A 20724-nucleotide genomic window follows, 5' to 3' on the forward strand; every position below is an offset into this window, starting at 1 on the left:
ACCGCCCCCCGCTGTGACGGTCAGCCGTTAGCCGTGGAGGATTCAGGACAGCCGACCTTCTGCTCACCCCGCTACTCACCCCAGCGCGGCATCAGGCGGTGCTCGATGCCCAGCTGGTTGAGGATGCGCGCGACGATGAAGTCGACGAGGTCATCGACCGTCTGGGGCCGATGGTAGAACCCCGGCGCCGCCGGCAGCACCACGGCACCGAGACGACTCAGCTCGAGCATGTGCTGCAGGTGGATCGCCGAGAGCGGCGTCTCCCGGGGGACCAGGATCAGCCGGCGGCGTTCCTTGAGGACCACGTCGGCGGCCCGCTCGATCAGGTTGTTGCTGGCCCCGCAGGCTACCGCCGAGAGGGTGCCGGTAGAACAGGGACAGATCACCATCGCCGAGCTGGTGCCGGAGCCCGAGGCCACCGGCGCCATCCAGTCCTCGCGGCCGAAGCAGCGGATCTGCCCGGGCCGCGCCCCGCTGCGCTCGCCGAGGGACGCGGCGAGACGCTCGGGGCGGGCCGGCAGCTCGGCCTGCGTCTCGGTGGCGATGACCAGGTGCGCGGCCTTGGAGATCATCACCCAGACCTCGTGGTCCGCCGCCACCAGGGCGTCGATCAGTCGCAGCCCGTACTGGGCCCCCGAGGCCCCGGTGATGGCCACGGTGACCGGCGCTCGAAAGCCATCAGCCATGGGCGTCCTCCAGGGCGGCGAGCAGTCGCTCGTGGATGCCGCCGAAGCCGCCATTGGACATCACCACGATGCGGTCATGGGGCCTGGCCTCGGCGACCAAGGCGGCGACCAGGGCCTCCAGGTCGTCGTATTCCCGCCCCGGCACCGGGCCGGCCTCGATCAGCGGCGCCAACGACCAGTCCAGCCCCGGCGGCTGGTACCAGTAGGCCGCATCGGCACGGGCCACGCTGTCGGCGAGCCGGTCGCGCAGGGTGCCCAGGCGCATGGTGTTGGAGCGCGGCTCGATCACCGCCAGCAGTCGCCCCCTGGCGGTGGCCGCCCGCAGCCCCGCCAGGGTGGCGGCGATGGCCGTAGGGTGGTGGGCGAAGTCGTCGATGACCTGGATGCCGGCCACCTCCCCGCGGACCTCCTGGCGTCGCCGAGGCGTCTCGAAGCGCGCCAGGGCGGCGCAGCCCCGGGCCAGGTCGACACCGCAGGCGTGGGCGGCGGCCAGCGCCGCCAGGGCATTGCGCGCGTTGTACTCGCCGGTCAGCCCCCAGTCGACCACGGCGTCCTCCTCGACCTCTCCCGCACTGTGGATGACCCGGAAGCGGCTGGCATCCTCGCGCTCCAGGACGAAGCGCCAGGGGCTGTCGGCCGCTCCGCCGAAGCGCGACACCGGGGTCCAGCAGCCCTCGGCGAGCACCCGCTCCAGGGCCGCTTCGCGGTCGGCCACCAGCAGGCGCCCCTTGCCCGGCACGGTGCGCACCAGGTGATGGAACTGTCGCTCGATGGCCGCGAGGTCCGGGAAGATGTCGGCATGGTCGAATTCGAGATTGCCCAGGATGGCGATCTCGGGTCGGTAATGGACGAACTTGGAGCGCTTGTCGAAGAAGGCGGTGTCGTACTCGTCGGCCTCCACCACGAAGGGCGCATCGAAGGCCCCGAGCCGCGCCGAGACGCCGAAATTGCGTGGCACGCCGCCGATCAGAAAGCCCGGTGACTGCCCCGCCGACTCGAGCAGCCAGGCGGCGAGGCTGGCCGTGGTGGTCTTGCCGTGGGTGCCGGCCACGGCGATGACCCGCCGCCCCGGCAGCACCTGCTCGGCCAGCCACTGCGGCCCGGAGACGTAGGGCAGGCCGGCGTCGAGCACGGCCTCGACCTCGGGATTGCCCCGCGACAGCGCATTGCCGATGATCACCAGGTCCGGCCGCGGCACGAGGTGGTCGGCCGAATAGCCCTCCATCAACGCGATCCCGGCCTCCTCGAGCTGGGTGCTCATGGGGGGGTAGACGTTGGCGTCGGCGCCGCTGACCTGATGCCCCTGTTCCCGGGCCAGCAGGGCCAGGCTGCCCATGAAGGTGCCGCAGATGCCGAGGATATGAAGATGCATGGAGTCTCCGCTGCCGAACGATCGTACCGGCGGCCCGGCCGGCCGGTGGAAATCGGCAGACTAGCATGGCCCCCGCGCGCCCTCCAGCGCCGCACCCCGGACGTCAGGGCCACTGTTTCGGGCCCGACGAGGAGCACCGGGGACAGGCCGAAGAGCAGATCCGACGCCAGGGGTAAGCAGCACGGCCCCGAACGGGCTGGCCATGAATGGCCCGCACCGACCTGCAGGCGGAGCGGGACGCGTGAGCGCCGCAGGGCGTCGGTAGCGTACAGGGCGGTATTCACGACGCCTCCTCGAGGGTCCGCCACCCGAGGCTTGTCGGCGGGTCCGCCCCGTGTGACAACGCTGACTGCGATAGCCCCACGCCGGGCGTCGCGTATCGTCGACGGGATGCAGCCGCAGGGCCGATAGGCTAGAATCGGCGGCCTTGTCCGGACCCGAACCGGAAGCGCCCGACACGCCTGGCGAGACGGCCACCGCGCGCTTCCCTTGATGCGACCAGCAACAGGATAGCCCCATGGCTCAGCACAACGCCTTCTACGCCCAGTCCGGCGGCGTCACCGCCGTGATCAACGCCAGCGCCTGTGGCGTCATCGAAGCCTGCCGCCGCCACCCCGATCAGATCGGCAAGGTCTACGCCGGCCACAACGGCATCATCGGCGCCCTGACCGAGGACCTGATCGACGTCAGCCGCGAGAGCGACGAGGCCGTCGCGGCGCTCCGCCACACCCCCGCCGGCGCCTTCGGCTCCTGCCGCTACAAGCTCAAGGACATCGAGACCCACCGCGCCCAGTACGAGCGCCTGATCGAGGTCTTCAAGGCTCACGACATCCGCTACTTCTTCTACAACGGCGGTGGCGACAGCGCCGACACCTGCCTGAAGGTCTCGCAGCTGTCCGAGAAGCTCGGCTATCCGCTGACCGCCATTCACGTCCCCAAGACCGTGGACAACGACCTGCCGATCACCGACAACTCCCCCGGCTTCGGCAGCGTGGCCAAGTACATCGCCACCTCCACCCTGGAGGCCTCCCTGGACATCGCCTCGATGTGCGCCACCTCGACCAAGGTCTTCGTCCTCGAGGTGATGGGCCGCCATGCCGGCTGGATCGCCGCCGCCGGCGCCCTGGCCGGCGAGGGCGAGGGCGAGCCGCCGCACCTGGTGATCTTCCCCGAGGTGGCCTTCGACCGGGCCGCGGTCATGGCCCGCGTCGAGGAATCCGTCAAGCAGTACGGCTACTGCGTGATCGTGGTCTCCGAGGGCGCCCGCTACGAGGACGGCACCTTCCTCGCCGACTCCGGCAATACCGACGCCTTCGGCCACCGCCAGCTGGGCGGCGTGGCGCCGACGCTGGCCGGCATGGTCAAGCAGGACCTCGGCTACAAGTACCACTGGGCGGTGGCCGACTACCTGCAACGTGCCGCCCGCCACCTGGCCTCCAAGACCGACGTCGACCAGGCCTATGCGGTGGGCGAGAAGGCCGTGGAGCTGGCACTCGCCGGGCACAACGCCCAGATGCCGGCGATCAAGCGCACCGGCGATGAACCCTACGGCTGGACCGTCGAGGCCGCCCCGCTGGCCGAGGTCGCCAACCGCGAGAAGTTCATGCCCCGCGACTTCATCCGCGCGGACGGCTTCGGCATCACCGAGGCCTGCCGTCGCTACCTGTCGCCGTTGATCCAGGGCGAGGACTTCCCCCCGTTCGAGAACGGCCTGCCGAAGGTGGCCAAGCTCGCCAAGCACCGGGTCGAGCGCAAGCTGCCAGAGTTCAATATCTAGGCGGCGGGATGCGGGCTAGGCGCTGCGGACCCATTGCCAGCGCGTGGCGCGTGGCTCGTAGCGTCTGACTCCGAGCCCCTAGCCCCCTCGCTCTCGCGCCTGGCTAACGAAGCAGCCAGGAGAGCACCAGCAGCAACAGCAGGATCCCCGCCACGCCCTGCCAGAACCGGGTCGGCTCGCCCAGCGCACCGGAGGTCCTGTGGCGCGGCTCGCCGTTCATGCGCAGGGCGTGCAGGAACTCCGACAGGCGGCGAAAGCGCAGGGCCCGCTGCGGCGACAGGGCCCGGCGCAGGGCATCGTCCAGCGCCGGGGAGATCTCCGGGTTGAGAGGCCGGGCGCTGCGGTAGGTCATCCGCTCCAGGTCGGTATGGCGCAGCAGTTCCTTGAGCGGCAACTCATAGGGCAGCGCCCCGGTGAGCAGCCAGTAGACGGTGGAGGCCAGCGAGAACTGGTCGCTGCGGCGTCCCACCTCGTCGTCCAGGGCATATTCCGGGGCGCTGTGCTCGGTGATGCCCACCTGGCGCAGCAGCCCCCGGGAGCGGCGGTGGCCATCCACATCACGCAGGTGACAGGCGCTGAAGTCGGCCAGCACCACCTGGCCGTGGGGGTCGATCAGCACGTTGTCGGGATGGACCCGCTGGTGGAGCAGGTCGCGATGATGCAGCGCCTGGATGGCCTTGCCCAGCTGGACGGCGATATCGAGCCGCTGGTCGAGCCCCGCCTGGGGGTGGCGACGCGCCCATTCGGTGAGCGTCTCGCCCTCGACGTAGGCCATCAGGTAATAGAGGAAACGCCGCGGCCGCGAGGGCTCCATCACCCGCACCACGAAGGGCGAATGGACCCGTTCCACCACCCACTGCTGGAGCAGGAAGTGCTCGAGGTAGGCGTTGCGGTTGGAGAGCTCCGGGCTCGGGGCCTTCATCACCAGGTCACGGTCGGTGCGCACGTCGCGGACGCGATAGACCCGCGACTGGGCGGTGCGCGACAGCACCTCGCGCACCTCGAGGCCGTCGAGCCGTTCGCCCACGGCCAGTTCCGGGGGGATCGGCAGGTCCCCGTAGACCTTGCCGGGGTGATCCTGCTGCTCCTCGGGCAGGGCATCGATGCGCACCAGCTGGAAGCAGAACTGATCGCTGCCGTAGCCGCGCTCCCGGGCACGCTCCCGGGCGGTCTGCGCCAGCCGCTCGCAGGCGGCGTCCAGGTCGCTGGCATCCTCGCGGATCAGTCGCACATAGTCGGAAGGCATCAGCGTGCCCTGCACGCCCTGGGTGGTGAACAGGAAGATGTCGCCCTGCTTGAGGGGCAGCCGGGCATAGTCGATGTCGACGCTGGCATCCATGCCCAGCGCGCGGGACGGGTAGCGATAGCCGCCGAGGTCGGTCACGTGATCCCGTGACAGCTGCTCGAACTCGGCGCCACGCAGCCGGAACACCAGGGTGTCGCCGACATGAAACAGGTGCGCCTCGCGTCCGCGATAGACCATGGCCGAGAGCGAACTGACCAAGCCGCCGTCGCTGAGCTGGCAGCTCTGGCCGAAACACCAGGCGTTGAGCGCGCGCAGTACCCGGGTGGCCGAGGTCTTCACCTCCCAGTGATCGGGCGTGGAAAAGTAGTCGGCCAGAAACCCCCGCACGCTGATGTCACCGGCCTGCTTGGCCAGGGGGTTGCGCGAGGTGGAGTCACTGATCAGGGCACAGGCACCCTTCGCCGTCAGCAGCGGCGCCTCGGGGAGGCGCACGGACATGGAGCTGCGATGCCGGCGGCGCTCCGGCGCCACGAAGGCCTGGCCGTAACTCAGTGACAATTGTACGGGTGCCAAGAACAGTCTCCTTGCGGTCGCGCCTCTCGCCGGCCGGGCCGACCCTTCCATCGGTCCCTCATGATACACCGCCATCGGCGCCACTGGCTCGCCCCGCAGGGCCACGGTGAACAGCGAACGCTCCGGCACCTATGTCGGATTGGTAATCGCCGACCTGGCTTCGTATAATTCGCCAGATTTTTCTCCACTCGACCCGGCCATCCGCCAAGAAGGACGCGATCATGAACTTCGACAACATCCCCGCCGGCAAGGATCTGCCCGACGACATCTATGTGGCGATCGAGATCCCGGCCAACCACGCTCCGGTCAAGTACGAGATCGACAAGGACATGGGAGCGCTGCTGGTCGACCGCTTCATGGCCACGCCGATGTTCTACCCGGCCAACTACGGCTTCATCCCGCACACCCTGGCCGACGACGGCGACCCCCTCGACGCCCTGGTCGTCACCCCCTACCCGGTCGCGCCGGCCAGCGTGATCCGGGCGCGTCCGGTCGGCATCCTCAACATGACCGACGAGGCCGGCGAGGATGCCAAGCTGGTGTGCGTGCCGCACCCCAAGCTGTCCAGCCTGTACGATGACATCCAGGAAGTCACCGACCTGCCGGAACTGCTGCGTCAGCAGATCGCCCACTTCTTCGAGAACTACAAGGATCTCGAGAAGGGCAAGTGGGTCAAGGTGGAGTCCTGGGAAGGCGTCGAGGCCGCCCGCAAGGCCATCGAGAAGTCCGTGGCCGCCTACCAGAAGGCCTGATCGCCGCCGCCAGCGTCGCGCTCACGAGACGGGCCGCCCTCGGGCGGCCCGTTGCCGTTCATGGCCATCAGTGCGCCGCCTCGCCCTCCGCGACCGGCTCGTCACTCTCGGCGGGCGGCTGGGTCGGCGATCCGGCGTCTTCCATGACCTGATCGGCCGATGCCGCCTCGCCCTCCGCGACCGGCTCGTCACTCTCGGCGGGCGGCTGGGTCGGCGATCCGGCGTCTTCCGCGGCCTGATCGGCCGATGCCGCCTCGCCCTCCGCGACCGGCTCGTCACTCTCGGCGGGCGGCTGGGTCGGCGAGCCGGCGTCTTCCGCGGCCTGATCGGCCGATGCCGCCTCGCCCGCCGCGACCGGCTCGTCGCTCTCGGCGGGCGGCTGGGTCGGCGAGCCGGCGTCTTCCGCGGCCTCGTCGGCCGCCCCGGGCACGGTCACCGGCACCGCCTGCTCAAGCGTCCTGGCCAGCTCCCGCGCCAGATCCCGGGCGCGCACCACGTGATTGGCCATCACCAGGGAATGATTGGCGAAGATGCCGAACCCGGAACCGTTGAGGACCACCGGGCTCCACAGCCGACGCTGGCTGCGTTCGAGCTCGGCGACCAGCATCTCCCAGCGCCCCGCCAGGCCGGCGGCGACCAGCACGTCGGCCTGATCATGACGCACCGCCTCGAGCAGGTGAAGCAGCGCCCAGGCCTGCCCCCGGGCCTCGAAGAAGACGTTGTCGACCCGGTACCAGGGCGTTTCGCGGGGCAGTCCCTCGGCCTCGATATCCAGGTCGGCCAGGGCCGCGGGACGGGCAACGCTGGCCGACAGCCGCCCCCCCAGGTCATCGAGGCCATCGGCCACGTCGACCAGCCAGGGCGCCAGGCCCCGGCCGCCATCGGCGAAGCTGGCCTCGCCGCCCTCCAGGCGTTCGAGGTAGGCGGCGAGGCCGCTCGACGCCTCCTCGAGACGATGCTCGGTGGAGGGATAGAACCAGTCGCGACTGTCGCCCTGCAGCTGCTCCCCGACCCGCTCGAGATCCCCCGCCTCGCCTCGCGCCATGGCCGGCAAGGCGCCTGCCAGGCGGCGGCTCTGGTTGACCACCCCGAGTTCCCAGGCCGGCATGTTGTCGAGCCACAGCCCCGGCGGGGCGAGGTCATTGCGCAGATAGCCGCCGGGCTTGTCGAGCAGCGTCTCGACCACCGCCCTGAGGCCGGCCATGGTCACCGCCCCCCGGGCCGCCGTGGTCGCCTCGCGCTGCTCGGCCACGGCTGACTCCAGGGCGAAGCGGGGCGGGGTGCGGCTCCACCAGATTCCCAGTCCCAGCGCCACCAGCAGATAGATCACCAGTACCGCCAGAAGCGGCTTCCAGATCCAGCCATACTGCGGGCGCTCCAGCGCCTCGACCTTGCTGCGGCGCCTGTCGGCCGCCTTTCGCGTCAACGCCATGATCCTTGTTTCCCTAGCTGCTGATGAGTCGAGGCCGCGACGATTCGGCGCGACCTCGCGCGACGGCGGTCATCCACAACCCCGCGTCGCTGCGATATCCTAGCATCTGATCATAGCGGTGCCCGTGGCGGAACCCCAGGACACCCCACGAGTCATAACCGCGCCATTGCCGTTCGATGAAGGACCCCCCGTGCTCAACGCCCGTCGTCTCGCCGCCGCCCTGCTCCTGCTGCTGATCCCCCTGGCCGCCCAGGCCCAGTGGTTTGCCGACCGCGACGACACCGACTTCCTGCCGGTGATGGAGGCCTTCCAGCCCCAGGCCTGGCATGACGGCGAAACCCTGTGGATCGGCATCGAGAATGCCGAAGGGTACTACCTCTACCGCCACCGCTTCGAGGTGGCATCCCTCGAGGAGGGGGTGCGCCTGGGTGACCCGCTGCTGCCGCCCGGCCAGGCCAAGACCGACGAATTCCTCGGCGACGTCAACGTCTTCTACGACCGGGTGGTGTTCGAGGTCCCCCTGACCACGTCCACCTCGGGCCCCCTGGAGGTGGCCCTGACCTTCCAGGGCTGCGCCGACGCCGGTCTCTGCTACCCGCCGGAGAAGGTGACCCTGCAGGCCTCACAGGCGCAGCCGCCGGCGGCCTTCGCCGGCGAGGTCGCGCCAGACACCGCCACCACGCAGGGCGACGCGCCATCGGTCGCCGGGCCCGGCGTGCCCCGCAGCGAGGACGGCCATTTCCGCGCCCTGATTCGCGAGGCCAGCCTGCCGTTGGTGCTGGGATTGTTCTTCCTCGCCGGCCTGGGGCTGACCTTCACGCCCTGCGTGCTGCCCATGGTACCGATCCTCTCCTCGATCATCGTCGGCCAGCACCCCAGTCGATCCCGCGCCTTCGCCCTCTCGGCCAGCTACGTGACCGGCATGGCACTCACCTACGCCAGCGTCGGCGTGTTGATGGGGCTGTTCGGCGCCGGCCTGAACCTCCAGGCCCGCCTGCAATCGGCGCCGGTGCTGATCACCCTCGCCGGGCTGTTCGCCCTGTTCGCCCTGGCCATGTTCGGCGCCATCGACCTGCGCCTCTCGCCGCGCCTGGCCGGACGCATCGATGCCCTCCAGACCCGGGCCCAGAAGAGCGGCCCGGCCGGCCTGGCCCTGGCCGGCGCCCTGTCGGTGCTGGTGGTCTCCCCCTGCGTCTCGGCACCGCTGGCCGGGGCCCTGGTGTTCATCTCCTCCACCGGCGATGCCCTGATGGGCGGCGCCGCCCTGCTCGCCCTGGCGCTGGGCATGGGGGTCCCGCTGCTGCTGGTCGGCACCTTCGGCACCACCCTGCTGCCGCGGACCGGGGCCTGGATGACCGGCGTCAAGGCCGCCTTCGGCATCCTCCTGCTGGGCATCGGCGTGTGGCTGGTCGAGCGCCTGCTGCCACCACCGGTCACCCTGCTGCTGTGGGCGGCCCTGGCCGTGGGCACGGCGCTGGCGCTGGGTGCCCTGAGCCTGCAGCAGGCCCAGGGCTGGCCGCGGGTCCGCCAGGCCGCCGGCATCCTGCTGCTGGTCTGGGGGGTGACCCTGGTGATCGGCGCCTCCCGGGGCGCCCATGACCCCTGGCGCCCGCTGGCGCCCCGGCCGGCTGACGGCCCCACGGCGGCCAGCGCGGAGACCGGCGCGCCGGCAAGCCCGGTCACCGTGGTCGAGAGCCTGGACGCGCTCGAGACGGCGCTGGCCGACGGCACGCGCCCCGCGCTGGTCAATGTCACGGCCGACTGGTGCATCTCCTGCAAGATCATGGAGCGCGAGGTCTTCCCGGCGCCGCCGGTGGTTGCCGCGCTGTCGGGCTTCCGCCGCATCGACGTGGACGTCACCGACAGCGATGCCGAGAGCCGCGCCCTGCTCGACCATCTCGAGCTGTTCGGTCCGCCGAGCCTGCTATTCTTCGACGGCGACCGCGAAGTGCGCGAGGCCCGAATCCAGGGCGAAGTCGACGCGGCCGAGCTGACCGGCCACCTCGAGAGCGTCGGCGACTGGCTGACAGGCCGGCGCAGCTGACCGCTCGCCCGGCCGTGGCGGCCGCCGGCGAACGCCGTTCGAACCCCGCTGGACATCGCCGTCGATTTTCGGCAAACTCCGCCCACAGCGCTATTCAAGGCCAATAGAGACGCCAAGAGTCGACATCTTGCCGCGATCTATTGCGAGTTGGACCCGGTTGACAGCGCCGGGCGAGCCCCGAATCCACCCGAGCGAGACATCGTCATGGACATCCGCAAGGTCAAGAAACTGATCGAGCTGCTGGAAGAGTCGAACATCAGCGAGATCGAGATCCAGGAAGGCGAAGAATCGGTGCGCATCAGCCGTCACCCCAACGGCAGCGCCTATCCCCAGCCCCAGGCCCCCGCCTGGCCGGCACCGGCCCAGCCGGCCCCCGCCGCGCCCCAGCCGGCCGCCTCGGCCGATCCGGTGGCCGAGGAAGGCCCCACCTACCAGGGCCAGGCCGTGCTGTCGCCCATGGTCGGCACCTTCTACCGCTCCCCCGCGCCCGGCGCCAAGGCCTTCGTCGATGTCGGCCAGAGCGTCAAGAAGGGCGAGACCATATGCATCGTCGAGGCCATGAAGATGATGAACCAGATCGAGGCCGACCGTGACGGCGTGATCGAGGCCATCCTCGTCGAGGACGGCGAGCCGGTCGAGTTCGAGCAGCCGATGGTCGTCATCTCCTGATCTTTCCACCAACCTGGCGGACCCCCTCATGCTGGACAAGGTTCTCATCGCCAATCGCGGCGAGATCGCCCTGCGCATCCTGCGCGCCTGCAAGGAGCTGGGCATTCGTACGGTCGCGGTCCACTCCAAGGCCGACCGCGAGCTGATGCACGTACGCCTGGCCGACGAGGCCGTGTGCATCGGTCCGGCCTCCTCCGCGCAGTCCTACCTGAACATCCCGGCGCTGATCAGCGCCGCCGAGGTCACGGACTCCAGCGCCATCCATCCCGGCTATGGCTTCCTCTCGGAGAACGCCGACTTCGCCGAGCAGGTGGAGCGCTCCGGCTTCACCTTCATCGGCCCCCGCGCCGAGACCATTCGCCTGATGGGCGACAAGGTCAGCGCCATCGAGTCGATGAAGAAGGCCGGCGTGCCCACGGTGCCCGGCTCCGACGGCCCGCTGGGCGACGACGAGGGCGAGATCGTGGCGACCGCGCGGCGCATCGGCTACCCGGTGATCATCAAGGCCGCCGCCGGCGGCGGTGGCCGGGGCATGCGCGTGGTGCACACCGAGGCCCACCTGATTTCCGCGGTGACCGTGACCCGCACCGAGGCCCATTCGGCCTTCGGCGACGGCACCGTCTACATGGAGAAGTTCCTCGAGAAGCCGCGCCACGTGGAAGTCCAGGTGCTCGCCGACGGCCAGGGCAATGCCATCCACCTCTATGACCGCGACTGTTCCCTGCAGCGCCGTCACCAGAAGGTGCTGGAGGAGGCCCCGGCGCCGGGACTCGACCCCGAGGCCCGCGCCAGGGTCCTCGAGGCCTGTCGCGAGGCCTGCATCACCATCGGCTACCGCGGCGCCGGCACCTTCGAGTTCCTCTACGAGGACGGCCAGTTCTTCTTCATCGAGATGAACACCCGGGTGCAGGTCGAGCACCCCGTGACCGAGATGGTCACCGGCGTCGACATCGTCCGCGAGCAGCTGCGCATCGCCTCCGGCCTGCCGCTGTCGATCCGCCAGGAGGACGTCGAACTGACCGGCCACGCCTTCGAGTGCCGGATCAACGCCGAGGACGCCAGGACCTTCATGCCGTCCCCCGGCAAGGTGACGCTCTACCACCCGCCGGGCGGGCTCGGCGTACGCATGGACTCCCACGTCTACACCGGGTACACCGTCCCGCCGCACTACGACTCGCTGATCGGCAAGCTGATCACCTGGGGCGTCGACCGCGAGACCGCGTTGACCCGCATGCGCAACGCCCTCGACGAGCTGCTGGTCGAAGGCATCAAGACCAACACCGACCTGCACAAGGACCTGGTCCGTGACGGCTACTTCCAGCAGGGTGGCGTGAACATCCACTACCTGGAGAAGAAGCTCGGCCTCTAGCCGCGGCGTCGCTCCTTGCCCACGGGGCGGCCGACGCCGCCCCGTCGTCGTTTCCCCACTCCGATCCCCGGGAGTCCCACCATGCCCTGGCTGCAACTCAAGGCGCGCATCGCCCCGGAGCAGGCCGAACTGCTCGAGGACCTGCTGCTGGCCGAAGGCGCCACCGCCATCACCCTGCAGGATGCCCATGACGCACCGGTCTTCGAGCCCGAGCGGGGCACCACCCCGCTATGGGACGAGACGGTGCTGACCGGCCTCTATGACGACCTCGCGGGCCTGTCGGCGATGCTCGAGCGCCTGGCGGCCGCCTGGGCCGAGGCCATGCCCGGGGAACCCTGCCCCGAGATCGAGCACGAGCTGCTCGACGACCGGGACTGGGAACGGGCCTGGATGGAAGACTTCCAGCCATTGCGGATGGGCGAGCGCCTGTGGATCGTGCCCAGCTGGCACGCGGCGCCGGATCCGGGGGCGGTCAACCTGCACCTGGACCCGGGGCTGGCCTTCGGCACCGGCACCCACCCCACCACGGCGCTGTGCCTGGAATGGCTGGATGGCCTGGCCGTGGCCGGCGAGCTGGCGAGCCGCGAGGTGCTGGACGTGGGCTGCGGCTCCGGCATCCTGGCCATCGCCGCCCTCAAGCTGGGCGCCCGCCGCGCCACGGGCACCGACATCGACCCCCAGGCGCTCTCCGCCAGCCGCGACAACGCCCAGCGCAACGCGATCCCCGACACGGCCTTCGGGCTCTGCTATGCCGAGCAGCTCGACGCCTCGGCGAGCTTTCCGGTGGTGATCGCCAATATCCTCGCCGGCCCGCTGGTCGAGCTGGCCGGGGAGATCGCCGGGCGCGTCGCGCCGGGCGGTCGCCTGGCGCTGTCCGGGATCCTCCAGGCACAGGCCGAGGAGGTGCAGGCCGCCTATGCGGCCCAGGGCCTGGCCATGGACGAGCCCGTGGTGCGCGAGGGCTGGGTACGGCTGACCGGGGAACGCTCCGGCGGCCCGCATGGCGCCTGAACCCGCCGCGACCAACGGCGCCTTCACCCCGGATGCCCGGGGGCGTATGATATGACACCCTTCGAGCCACCGACCGTGACCATGCCCGACTCCCGTCCCCTGCCCCGCATCGGCCGCCACGCCCTGCCCAACCGGGTCGTGCTCGCGCCCATGGCCGGCGTCACCGACCGGCCCTTCCGCGCGCTGTGCCGGCGCCTGGGGGCGGGGCTGGTGGTCGGCGAGATGGTGACCTCGGACCCGAGCCTGTGGCACACCCGCAAGTCGCGCCTGCGCATGGACCACCGCGGCGAGCCCGGGCCCCGTGCCGTGCAGATCGCCGGCGGCGACGCCGAGATGCTGGCCGAGGCGGCGCGGCTCAACGCCGAGATGGGCGCCGAGATCATCGACATCAACATGGGCTGCCCCGCCAAGAAGGTCTGCAACAAGGCCGCCGGCTCTGCGCTGCTGCGCGACGAGGCGCTGGTCGCCGAGATCCTCGCGGCGGTGGTCGCCGCGGTGGCCGTGCCGGTGACGCTGAAGATCCGCACCGGCTGGTGTGCCGAAAGCAACAACGGCGTGCGTGTCGCACGGCTGGCCGAGGACGCGGGCATCCAGGCCCTGGCCGTGCATGGCCGCCATCGCCAGCAGCGCTACGGGGGCGAGGCGGAGTACGACACCATCGCCGCGATCAAGGCGGCCGTGGACATCCCGGTGTTCGCCAACGGCGATATCGATTCTGCCGAGAAGGCGCGCCGGGTCCTCGACTATACTGGGGCAGATGCGGTGATGGTCGGGCGCGGGGCCCAGGGCAACCCCTGGATCTTCCGCGAGATCGACCACTACCTTCGCCATGGCCGCCCGCTACCGCCCCCCGACGACAACGAGCGCGCCTGGGTGTTGCACGGCCACCTGGTGGCCCTGCATGACTTCTACGGTGAGCACATGGGCGTGCGCATCGCCCGCAAGCACCTCGGCTGGTACCTGGCCGGGGATGCCCGCTTCGACGACACCGGCCGACGCGCCCTGCGTGCCACCTTCAATGGCCTGGACAGCGCCGATGCCCAGTGCCACTTCATCGACGAACTGTTTCGTCATGAGCCGGACACGGCACCCCGCCGTGTCGCCGAGGCCATGACGCCGGATGGAACCTGTGCCGCATGACCAGCAGCCAAGCCTTTGACCAGAATCCCGCGCTGTCCGAGCTTGATGCCCGGGCCTCCCGTGATCTTGCCGAGGTCACCGAAGGCGGCAGCCTGCCGCGGGATGACATGCCCCTGCGCGAGGCCGTCGAGGCCGCCATGCGCCGCTATTTCGCGCACCTCGACGGCAGCGACGTCACCGACCTCCATGCCATGGTGATGGCCGAGGTGGAGGCGCCGCTGCTGGCCTCGGTGCTCGAGCACGCCCAGGGGAACCAGACCCGTGCCGCCGAGATGCTCGGCCTGAATCGCGGCACCCTGCGCAAGAAGCTCAAGCACTACGCCCTGATCTGAAGTCCGCAAGGGTGCCCCTCGGGCGCCCTTGCGCGTTCTCGCTCCTCGCTTTTTCGATCCCAACGCCCGCAATAGAGTGACGCCCATGTCCCAAGCCCCCTCCCCCACCCCGGTCCACCGCGCCCTGATCAGCGTGTCCGACAAGACCGGCATCGTCGATTTCGCCCGCGGCCTCAGCGAGCTGGGCGTCGCGCTGCTCTCCACCGGCGGCACCTATCGCCTGCTCCAGGAGCAAGGCATTCCGGTCACCGAGGTCTCCGAGCACACCGGCTTCCCCGAGATCATGGACGGCCGGGTCAAGACCCTGCATCCGAAGATCCATGGCGGGATCCTCGGCCGCCGGGGCCAGGACGACGCGGTCATGGCCGAGCACGACATCGCGCCCATCGACTTGGTGGTGGTCAATCTCTACCCCTTCTCGGCCACCGTGGCGCGCTCCGACTGCACCCTCGAGGAGGCCATCGAGAACATCGATATCGGCGGGCCGACCATGGTGCGTGCCTGCGCCAAGAACCATGCCTACACCACCATCGTGGTGGACGCCGGCGACTACGAGCGGGTCCTCGGGGAAGTCGGCCAGGGCGGCATGCAGCAGTCCACCCGCTTCGACCTGGCCGTCAAGGCCTTCGAGCACACCGCCGGCTATGACGCGGCCATCGCCGACTACCTGGGGAGCCGCGTGCCGGGCGGCGAGGACGGCTTCCCGCGCACCTACAACCTGCAGCTCAACAAGAAGCAGGCCATGCGCTATGGCGAGAACCCCCACCAGTCCGCGGCCTTCTATGTCGAGGCCGACTGCCGGGAGCCCAGCGTGGCCACCGCCGAGACCCTGCAGGGCAAGCCGCTGTCGTTCAACAACGTCGCCGACACCGACGCCGCCCTGGAATGCGTGAAGACCTTCACCGACACCGCCTGCGTGATCGTCAAGCACGCCAACCCCTGCGGCGTGGCCGTCGGCGGCAGCCCCATGGAGGCCTACGACAAGGCCTTCGCCACCGACCCGACCAGCGCCTTCGGCGGCATCATCGCCTTCAACCGGGCGCTGGACGCCGAGACCGCCCGGGCCATCATCGACCGCCAGTTCGTCGAGGTGATCATCGCCCCCGGGGTCGAGGACGCGGCCCGGGTGATCGTCGCCGAGAAGCAGAACGTGCGCCTGCTCGACATCGGTGCGCACTGGCCCGGCGAGCGCGAGCATGCCCACGACTTCAAGCGCGTCACCGGTGGCCTGCTGGTCCAGGACCGGGATCTCGGCATGGTCGGCCGCGACGAGCTGACCGTGGTCACCGAGCGCGTGCCCTCGGAGCAGGAGATGCGCGACCTGGCCTTCGCCTGGAAGGTCGGCAAGTACGTCAAGTCCAACGCCATCGTCTACGCCAAGAACGGCCAGACCATCGGCGTGGGCGCCGGCCAGATGAGCCGTGTCTACTCGGCCCGCATCGCCGGCATCAAGGCCGCCGACGAGGGCCTCTCGGTGCCGGGGTCGGTGATGGCATCCGACGCCTTCTTCCCCTTCCGCGACGGCATCGACGCGGCGGCGGCGGCCGGCATCACCGCGGTGATCCAGCCGGGCGGCTCCATGCGCGACCAGGAGGTCATCGACGCCGCCAACGAGGCCGGCATCGCCATGGTGTTCACCGGCATGCGCCACTTCCGCCACTAAGCGGAGGGGAAAACGCTGGAACTCGGCCATGCGTCGTTGAAAAGCGGCATCAAGATGCTCATTTGCTGACGCAAACTCCGCTTTCGCGCCGATTTTCGCCTAGCCTGACCATCGTCCAGCCGTTTTCTCAGATACCGTATAAAGAACCACCCCCGCCGGTAACCCGGCGGGGGTGGTTTTCTTCCCGCTTCCAACCGCGAAGCGGCGCTCTTCAGGCTTCCCGCTTTAGCGCTTCTTCCACAACCCGGCGAGCGATGAGCTTTTCCGGCGACAAGCCTATGCGAGGGCGCTGTAAACCCTTCCATGGGCGCTACTTTTGCCATCCATGGCAAAAGACCCTCGCTCCGACTTGTCCCCGGCGCTCATCTCATTGGACATTGTGAAAAGTGCTCTTAGTCGCCGAGATCGATGCACAGGTACTTGGTCTCGAGGAACTCGTCGAGGCCCTGGTGGCCGCCCTCGCGCCCCAGCCCCGAGGCCTTGACCCCGCCGAAGGGGGCAGCGGCATTGGAGATCAGCCCGGTGTTGATGCCCACCATGCCATATTCCAGGGCCTCGGCCACCCGCCAGACGCGCCCCAGGTCACGGGAGTAGAAGTAGGAGGCCAGGCCGAACTCGGTGTCGTTGGCCATCGCCACGGCGTCCTCCTCATCCTCGAAGGGGAAGACCGCGGCCAGGGGACCGAAGGTCTCTTCTCTGGCCACCTTCATGGCGCCGCTGGCATCGCTGATCAGGGTCGGCGTGAAGAAGTTGCCGCCCAGCGGGTGGGCATGCCCCCCCAGCAGCAGCTCGGCCCCGTGGTCCACGGCGTCCTGGACATGCTCGGTGACCTTGGCCACGGCCTTGTCATCGATCAGCGGGCCGATGTTGATGCCGCTCTCGGTGCCGTCGCCGACCTTGAGCTCGCTGTTCATGGCCACCGCCAGCTTCTCGCAGAAGGCGTTGACCACGCTGGATTGCACCAGGAAGCGGTTGGTACAGACGCAGGTCTGGCCGGCATTGCGGAACTTGGCGGCCATGGCACCATCCACGGCCGCGTCCAGGTCGGCATCCTCGAAGACGATGAAGGGGGCATTGCCGCCCAGTTCCAGGGAGATCTTCTGCACGTGACGGGAGGCCTGGGCCATCAGTTCGCGCCCCACCTCGGTGGAGCCGGTGAAGGTGATCTTGCGCACCAGCGGGGACTCGGTGAGGGCCGCGGCGATCTCCGCGGCGCGGCCGGGCACCACGTTGAACACGCCACGGGGCACGCCGGCTCGCTCGGCCAGCAGGGCCAGGGCCGTGGCCGAGAACGGGGTCTGGCTGGCCGGCTTGACCACGAAGGTGCAGCCGGCGGCCAGGGCGGCGCCGGCCTTGCGGGTGATCATCGCGGCGGGGAAGTTCCAGGGGGTGATGGCACCGACCACGCCGATGGGTTGCTTGGTCACCAGGATACGTTGCTGGGGCTTGGCCGCGGGCACCGTCTCGCCATAGACCCGGCGTGCCTCCTCGGCGAACCAGCGCAGGAAGCTCGCCGCGTAGGCGATCTCTCCGGCCGCCTCCTTGAGTGGCTTGCCCTGCTCGTGGGTCATGATCATGGCCAGGTCATCCTGATGCTCGAGCATCAGGTCGTGCCACTTCATGAGGATATCGGCGCGTTCCTGGGCGGTGAGGCTACGCCAGGCCGGCAGGGCGGCATCGGCGGCATCGATGGCCCGCTCGGTCTCGGCGCGGCCCAGCCGCGGCACATTGCCCATCGTCTCGCCGGTGGCCGGATTGATCACGTCGATCTGCTCACCGCTATCGGCGGCGACCCAGCTACCGTCGATATAGGCGAAGGGACAGTAGAGCTGGGTTTCCTTCAGGGCTTCCATGGTCGACTCCTAAAGAGGCATGTAACAGCTTCACACCAAAGAATATATCCACTGACTAAGCCAAGCAATCATAGCAGACGCCAAGGAGCTACCGAAGATCTCAGCCCTCGATCGGCCATGGCACCAAGCAACATCGAGGCTTGACAATGGATAATTCGCAATCCCTGATGCAAAGTGACGAAACAGTCTATTAATGGATCGTAATATGCAATACGGGATCATGCTCCCTTCATGCTCCCTGGTTGTGGACATCCTGAATTTCTCACGCACTACGACTCATCCATCGTCATAAAATATGATCATGGAGTTTGCTGATCGACCGTGGCCACACCATCAAGCCTGGGCTCCACACAAGGAGCATCGATCACCGATATGGAAGCAATATTCATCACACATATGCATGGAGACCATGTTTTCGGACTAGAAAGATTCGCTTGCGAATGCCGCTTCGAGGACAACACATCGCCAGAACCAACAGTCCAGGACGCGATATCCATGACCCGTGGCACCTGACCCTCGAGTGCTCTCTTTCAAGAGTCGACGAAGGGGAAGCAGAGCTCTCCGCCTTGTTGATGTGATCGAACTCGACACGGAGCAATTCTCCATCTTCGAGAACACCCATACAATCTTCCCTGTCGAGCACACACCAGACAAACTGACTTTCGCTCTCGATACCAGTGGTAAAGCTCCCTTTTCGTCAGGCACGACAGGCATCTTGCCAACATCAAACAGTAAGCATCCGAGATTGATCTCCATGACGTCACCTTATCAGAACACAAAACTGGTCACGCCACGCTTCACAGCCTGAGGAACGCACACCCTGGAAAGGACGGATGCAGGTGCTGAATGCAACACCGTCATTGCATTGATGATGGGCCTCCTGATACTTCACCATCCGTTCACTCATCACCTCTATCTGGCAGTTGATATCGAAACGCTTGCGTGAACGCTTGTTGAGCTCGAAGACAGTGGCACCCATCGTCTCCTGGCGGTGATCGGCCAGATTCGTCCCTTTGGCCAGGGACCGATGGGTCAATCCTTTGACATTCTCGTTGGCCCCCCGCCGCCACGGACGGTGCGGGTCACACACGTAGAGCCACCCCGGTTTCCTGGCTCACCTCCGCATGCTTGGCCATGCCTCTTTCCGGGTCGTGGGTCATGCGCTTGCGTGCGACCAGACACTTGCGATTGCGCGCGGCGCTGAAGCCCTCCCCTGCAGGGGTGGCCGTGGCGTCATTCATTCTCGCCAGGATCGGCTAGCCGCGTATGAGGACGACCCGGGTACCGATGGCGGAGGCATTGTCGTTGCCCTTGATCAGGCCACCTTCCAATGGCCGGACACCTCATGCTTCTCAACCTCAGGGCGACGAAGCTGGACGCTGACCATATCAGGGATCTGGTGGCACCTGTCGACCCGCCCCTTTCGAGGCTTGCGAGTCGATCTACCCAGCCTTACGTTTTGTCTGACAACTGCCTGCGCTCGCCCATCCGGCGTTAAAAATCGGCTCAAAGTACTCATTTACACCGCGTAAACTCCGTCTTTTCTCCGATTTTTGCCTTGTCTGGCCATCGCTCGTCGACTTTTCAGACAAAGCTTAGGCGATGAATGAGACTTTTCCAGCTCGCCGACGGGCAAGGCATAGTCGGCGTCGTAGTTCGTCTTGCGAAAGACGTAGGCGCCTCTGCGACCAGGTAGCGTATTCGCTTGAGCTTGCCGGCGATCTGCTCGGGTGACAGGCGCTGGCGCAGCATGTACCGCACCAGCTCAAAGCACTTGCTAGCTGGCACCGACTGTTGTCTCGACGACACCTGGTCCGCCGGGCTTGCCGAAGATCTTGGCATGATGACCAAGGTACCGCCACGGTGCTTCGGGTTGGGCTGTAGCTGGCGACCGAGGGTTGAGGGGAACCGTTCCATCGAGCGAGCGATCGGCCGGATGCTCATACCATGATGAACCGTGGCGAGTTCTTCGATGTTGAGCTCGACATGGGACGTGGATACAACACCTTAGCTGAAAGATCAGGGGCTGCACTCTGACCCTGCGGCCAAGGCCGGCTTGTTTCATGCCCTCCTGAAGCCCCTCCTGTGCTGTACAGCTCATCGTGCAGCGATCAGGAGGGGGAATGACGAGTTCAGACGGGCTTTATCAATGTCAAGAACTCCTGGCGAGTGCTCATCTTTTCCCGGAACGTCCCCAGCATCACCGAAGAGGTCATGCTCGAGTTCTGCTTCTCCACCCCGCGCATCATCATGCACAGGTGACGCGCCTCGATCACCACGGCCACGCCCCGAGCCTCGGTCACCTGCTGGACGGCCTCGGCGATCTGGCGTGTCAGGTTCTCCTGGATCTGCATGCGCCGGGCATACATGTCGACGATGCGGGCGAACTTGGACAGGCCCAGCACCTTGCCCCGCGGCAGGTAGGCGATGTGGCACTTGCCGATGAAGGGCAGCAGGTGGTGCTCGCACATCGAGTACAGTTCGATGTCCTTGACCAGCACCATCTCATCGGTGTCCGACTCGAAGACCGCCCCGTTGACGATTTCTTCCAGCGACTGGGAATAACCGTGATTGAGGAACTGCATGGCCTTGGCGGCCCGCTTGGGGGTGTCGCGCAGGCCTTCACGCTCGGGGTTCTCCCCGAGTTCCTCGATGATCCGGCGATAGTGGTTGGCGAGTTGTTCGGTCATGGTCAGGTCCCATGCAGTGTCGTTGTCGCGGTGCGTGGGCACAGGCCCGGCCACCACACCGTTATACACAAACTATACATCACCCCATCCACGTACAAGCAGATGGGTCCGGAAG

16 protein-coding genes are annotated in these 20724 nt (G+C 68.0%); 10 read left to right on the forward strand and 6 right to left on the reverse strand.

Annotated features, from left to right (window positions below; genetic code table 11):
- Nucleotides 1-71: 71 nt before the first annotated feature.
- Nucleotides 72-686, reverse strand: a complete 615-nt coding sequence (locus tag QWY76_RS04915) for a flavin prenyltransferase UbiX (protein WP_290309993.1) — start codon at nt 684-686, stop codon at nt 72-74.
- On the reverse strand, nt 679-2058 hold the full coding sequence (gene mpl / locus QWY76_RS04920) for a UDP-N-acetylmuramate:L-alanyl-gamma-D-glutamyl-meso-diaminopimelate ligase (protein ID WP_290309994.1): 1380 nt from the start codon (nt 2056-2058) through the stop codon (nt 679-681). The genes QWY76_RS04915 and mpl overlap by 8 nt, the downstream gene beginning before the upstream one ends.
- 517 nt (nt 2059-2575) lie before the next feature.
- Here mpl and QWY76_RS04925 point away from each other — a divergent pair.
- A complete protein-coding gene (locus QWY76_RS04925) occupies nt 2576-3835 on the forward strand; it encodes a 6-phosphofructokinase (RefSeq protein ID WP_290309995.1) in 1260 nt (419 codons plus the stop codon).
- Between the two features lie 103 nt (nt 3836-3938).
- Here the strand turns inward: QWY76_RS04925 and QWY76_RS04930 are convergent, their stop codons facing one another.
- Nucleotides 3939-5654 carry a bifunctional protein-serine/threonine kinase/phosphatase gene (locus QWY76_RS04930; RefSeq protein ID WP_290309996.1) on the reverse strand — a complete coding sequence of 572 codons (1716 nt, stop codon included), beginning with the start codon at nt 5652-5654 and terminating at the stop codon, nt 3939-3941.
- Between the two features lie 221 nt (nt 5655-5875).
- Here QWY76_RS04930 and ppa point away from each other — a divergent pair, with 221 nt between their 5' ends.
- Nucleotides 5876-6406 (forward strand): inorganic diphosphatase, encoded by a 531-nt coding sequence (gene ppa, locus QWY76_RS04935; RefSeq protein WP_290309997.1) that lies wholly within the window; start codon nt 5876-5878, stop codon nt 6404-6406.
- 67 nt (nt 6407-6473) lie between these two features.
- On the opposite strand, the gene QWY76_RS04940 is transcribed toward ppa, so the two are convergent.
- Nucleotides 6474-7838, reverse strand: coding sequence for a DUF2333 family protein (locus QWY76_RS04940; protein ID WP_290309998.1), 1365 nt, complete (start codon nt 7836-7838; stop codon nt 6474-6476).
- Nucleotides 7839-8028: 190 nt separating this feature from the next.
- Between QWY76_RS04940 and dsbD the strand changes: the two genes are divergently transcribed.
- From dsbD to purH, 7 genes are all read left to right on the forward strand, one after another.
- Nucleotides 8029-9882 carry a protein-disulfide reductase DsbD gene (gene dsbD, locus QWY76_RS04945; protein WP_290309999.1) on the forward strand — a complete coding sequence of 618 codons (1854 nt, stop codon included), beginning with the start codon at nt 8029-8031 and terminating at the stop codon, nt 9880-9882.
- 204 nt (nt 9883-10086) lie between these two features.
- Complete coding sequence (accB, locus tag QWY76_RS04950; RefSeq protein ID WP_290310000.1) at nt 10087-10551, forward strand: acetyl-CoA carboxylase biotin carboxyl carrier protein; 465 nt, start codon at nt 10087-10089, stop codon at nt 10549-10551.
- A 28-nt stretch (nt 10552-10579) separates the two neighbouring features.
- On the forward strand, nt 10580-11920 hold the full coding sequence (gene accC / locus QWY76_RS04955) for an acetyl-CoA carboxylase biotin carboxylase subunit (protein ID WP_290310001.1): 1341 nt from the start codon (nt 10580-10582) through the stop codon (nt 11918-11920).
- 81 nt (nt 11921-12001) lie between these two features.
- Entirely contained in the window at nt 12002-12931 is a 930-nt protein-coding gene (gene prmA, locus QWY76_RS04960) for a 50S ribosomal protein L11 methyltransferase (protein ID WP_290310002.1), read from the forward strand.
- Between the two features lie 81 nt (nt 12932-13012).
- Nucleotides 13013-14071, forward strand: a complete 1059-nt coding sequence (dusB, locus tag QWY76_RS04965; protein WP_290310003.1) for a tRNA dihydrouridine synthase DusB — start codon at nt 13013-13015, stop codon at nt 14069-14071.
- Nucleotides 14068-14403: a DNA-binding transcriptional regulator Fis gene (fis, locus tag QWY76_RS04970; protein ID WP_290310004.1), complete on the forward strand. Its 336-nt coding sequence runs from the start codon at nt 14068-14070 to the stop codon at nt 14401-14403. The genes dusB and fis overlap by 4 nt, the downstream gene beginning before the upstream one ends.
- An 85-nt stretch (nt 14404-14488) precedes the next feature.
- Nucleotides 14489-16066, forward strand: coding sequence for a bifunctional phosphoribosylaminoimidazolecarboxamide formyltransferase/IMP cyclohydrolase (gene purH / locus QWY76_RS04975; RefSeq protein ID WP_290310005.1), 1578 nt, complete (start codon nt 14489-14491; stop codon nt 16064-16066).
- A 392-nt stretch (nt 16067-16458) separates the two neighbouring features.
- Here the strand turns inward: purH and QWY76_RS04980 are convergent, their stop codons facing one another.
- Nucleotides 16459-17919, reverse strand: a complete 1461-nt coding sequence (locus tag QWY76_RS04980) for an NAD-dependent succinate-semialdehyde dehydrogenase (RefSeq protein ID WP_290310006.1) — start codon at nt 17917-17919, stop codon at nt 16459-16461.
- A 321-nt stretch (nt 17920-18240) separates the two neighbouring features.
- Here QWY76_RS04980 and QWY76_RS20080 point away from each other — a divergent pair, with 321 nt between their 5' ends.
- A complete protein-coding gene (locus QWY76_RS20080) occupies nt 18241-18432 on the forward strand; it encodes an MBL fold metallo-hydrolase (RefSeq protein ID WP_353960391.1) in 192 nt (63 codons plus the stop codon).
- Nucleotides 18433-20051: 1619 nt separating this feature from the next.
- Here the strand turns inward: QWY76_RS20080 and folE are convergent.
- A complete protein-coding gene (gene folE / locus QWY76_RS04985) occupies nt 20052-20609 on the reverse strand; it encodes a GTP cyclohydrolase I FolE (RefSeq protein ID WP_290310007.1) in 558 nt (185 codons plus the stop codon).
- Nucleotides 20610-20724 lie beyond the last annotated feature (115 nt).

The sequence above is a fragment of the Halomonas maura genome, assembly GCF_030409305.1.
Taxonomy (GTDB): Bacteria; Pseudomonadota; Gammaproteobacteria; order Pseudomonadales; family Halomonadaceae; genus Halomonas; species Halomonas maura.

Bases quoted from the DNA above. Each gene is read 5' to 3' on its own strand.
- QWY76_RS04915 (WP_290309993.1), bottom strand. From the start codon at position 686: ATGGCTGATGGCTTTCGAGCGCCGGTCACCGTGGCCATCACCGGGGCC.
- mpl (WP_290309994.1), bottom strand. From the start codon at position 2,058: ATGCATCTTCATATCCTCGGCATCTGCGGCACCTTCATGGGCAGCCTG.
- QWY76_RS04925 (WP_290309995.1), top strand. From the start codon at position 2,576: ATGGCTCAGCACAACGCCTTCTACGCCCAGTCCGGCGGCGTCACCGCC.
- ppa (WP_290309997.1), top strand. From the start codon at position 5,876: ATGAACTTCGACAACATCCCCGCCGGCAAGGATCTGCCCGACGACATC.
- QWY76_RS04940 (WP_290309998.1), bottom strand. From the start codon at position 7,838: ATGGCGTTGACGCGAAAGGCGGCCGACAGGCGCCGCAGCAAGGTCGAG.
- accB (WP_290310000.1), top strand. From the start codon at position 10,087: ATGGACATCCGCAAGGTCAAGAAACTGATCGAGCTGCTGGAAGAGTCG.
- accC (WP_290310001.1), top strand. From the start codon at position 10,580: ATGCTGGACAAGGTTCTCATCGCCAATCGCGGCGAGATCGCCCTGCGC.
- prmA (WP_290310002.1), top strand. From the start codon at position 12,002: ATGCCCTGGCTGCAACTCAAGGCGCGCATCGCCCCGGAGCAGGCCGAA.
- dusB (WP_290310003.1), top strand. From the start codon at position 13,013: ATGCCCGACTCCCGTCCCCTGCCCCGCATCGGCCGCCACGCCCTGCCC.
- fis (WP_290310004.1), top strand. From the start codon at position 14,068: ATGACCAGCAGCCAAGCCTTTGACCAGAATCCCGCGCTGTCCGAGCTT.
- purH (WP_290310005.1), top strand. From the start codon at position 14,489: ATGTCCCAAGCCCCCTCCCCCACCCCGGTCCACCGCGCCCTGATCAGC.
- QWY76_RS04980 (WP_290310006.1), bottom strand. From the start codon at position 17,919: ATGGAAGCCCTGAAGGAAACCCAGCTCTACTGTCCCTTCGCCTATATC.
- folE (WP_290310007.1), bottom strand. From the start codon at position 20,609: ATGACCGAACAACTCGCCAACCACTATCGCCGGATCATCGAGGAACTC.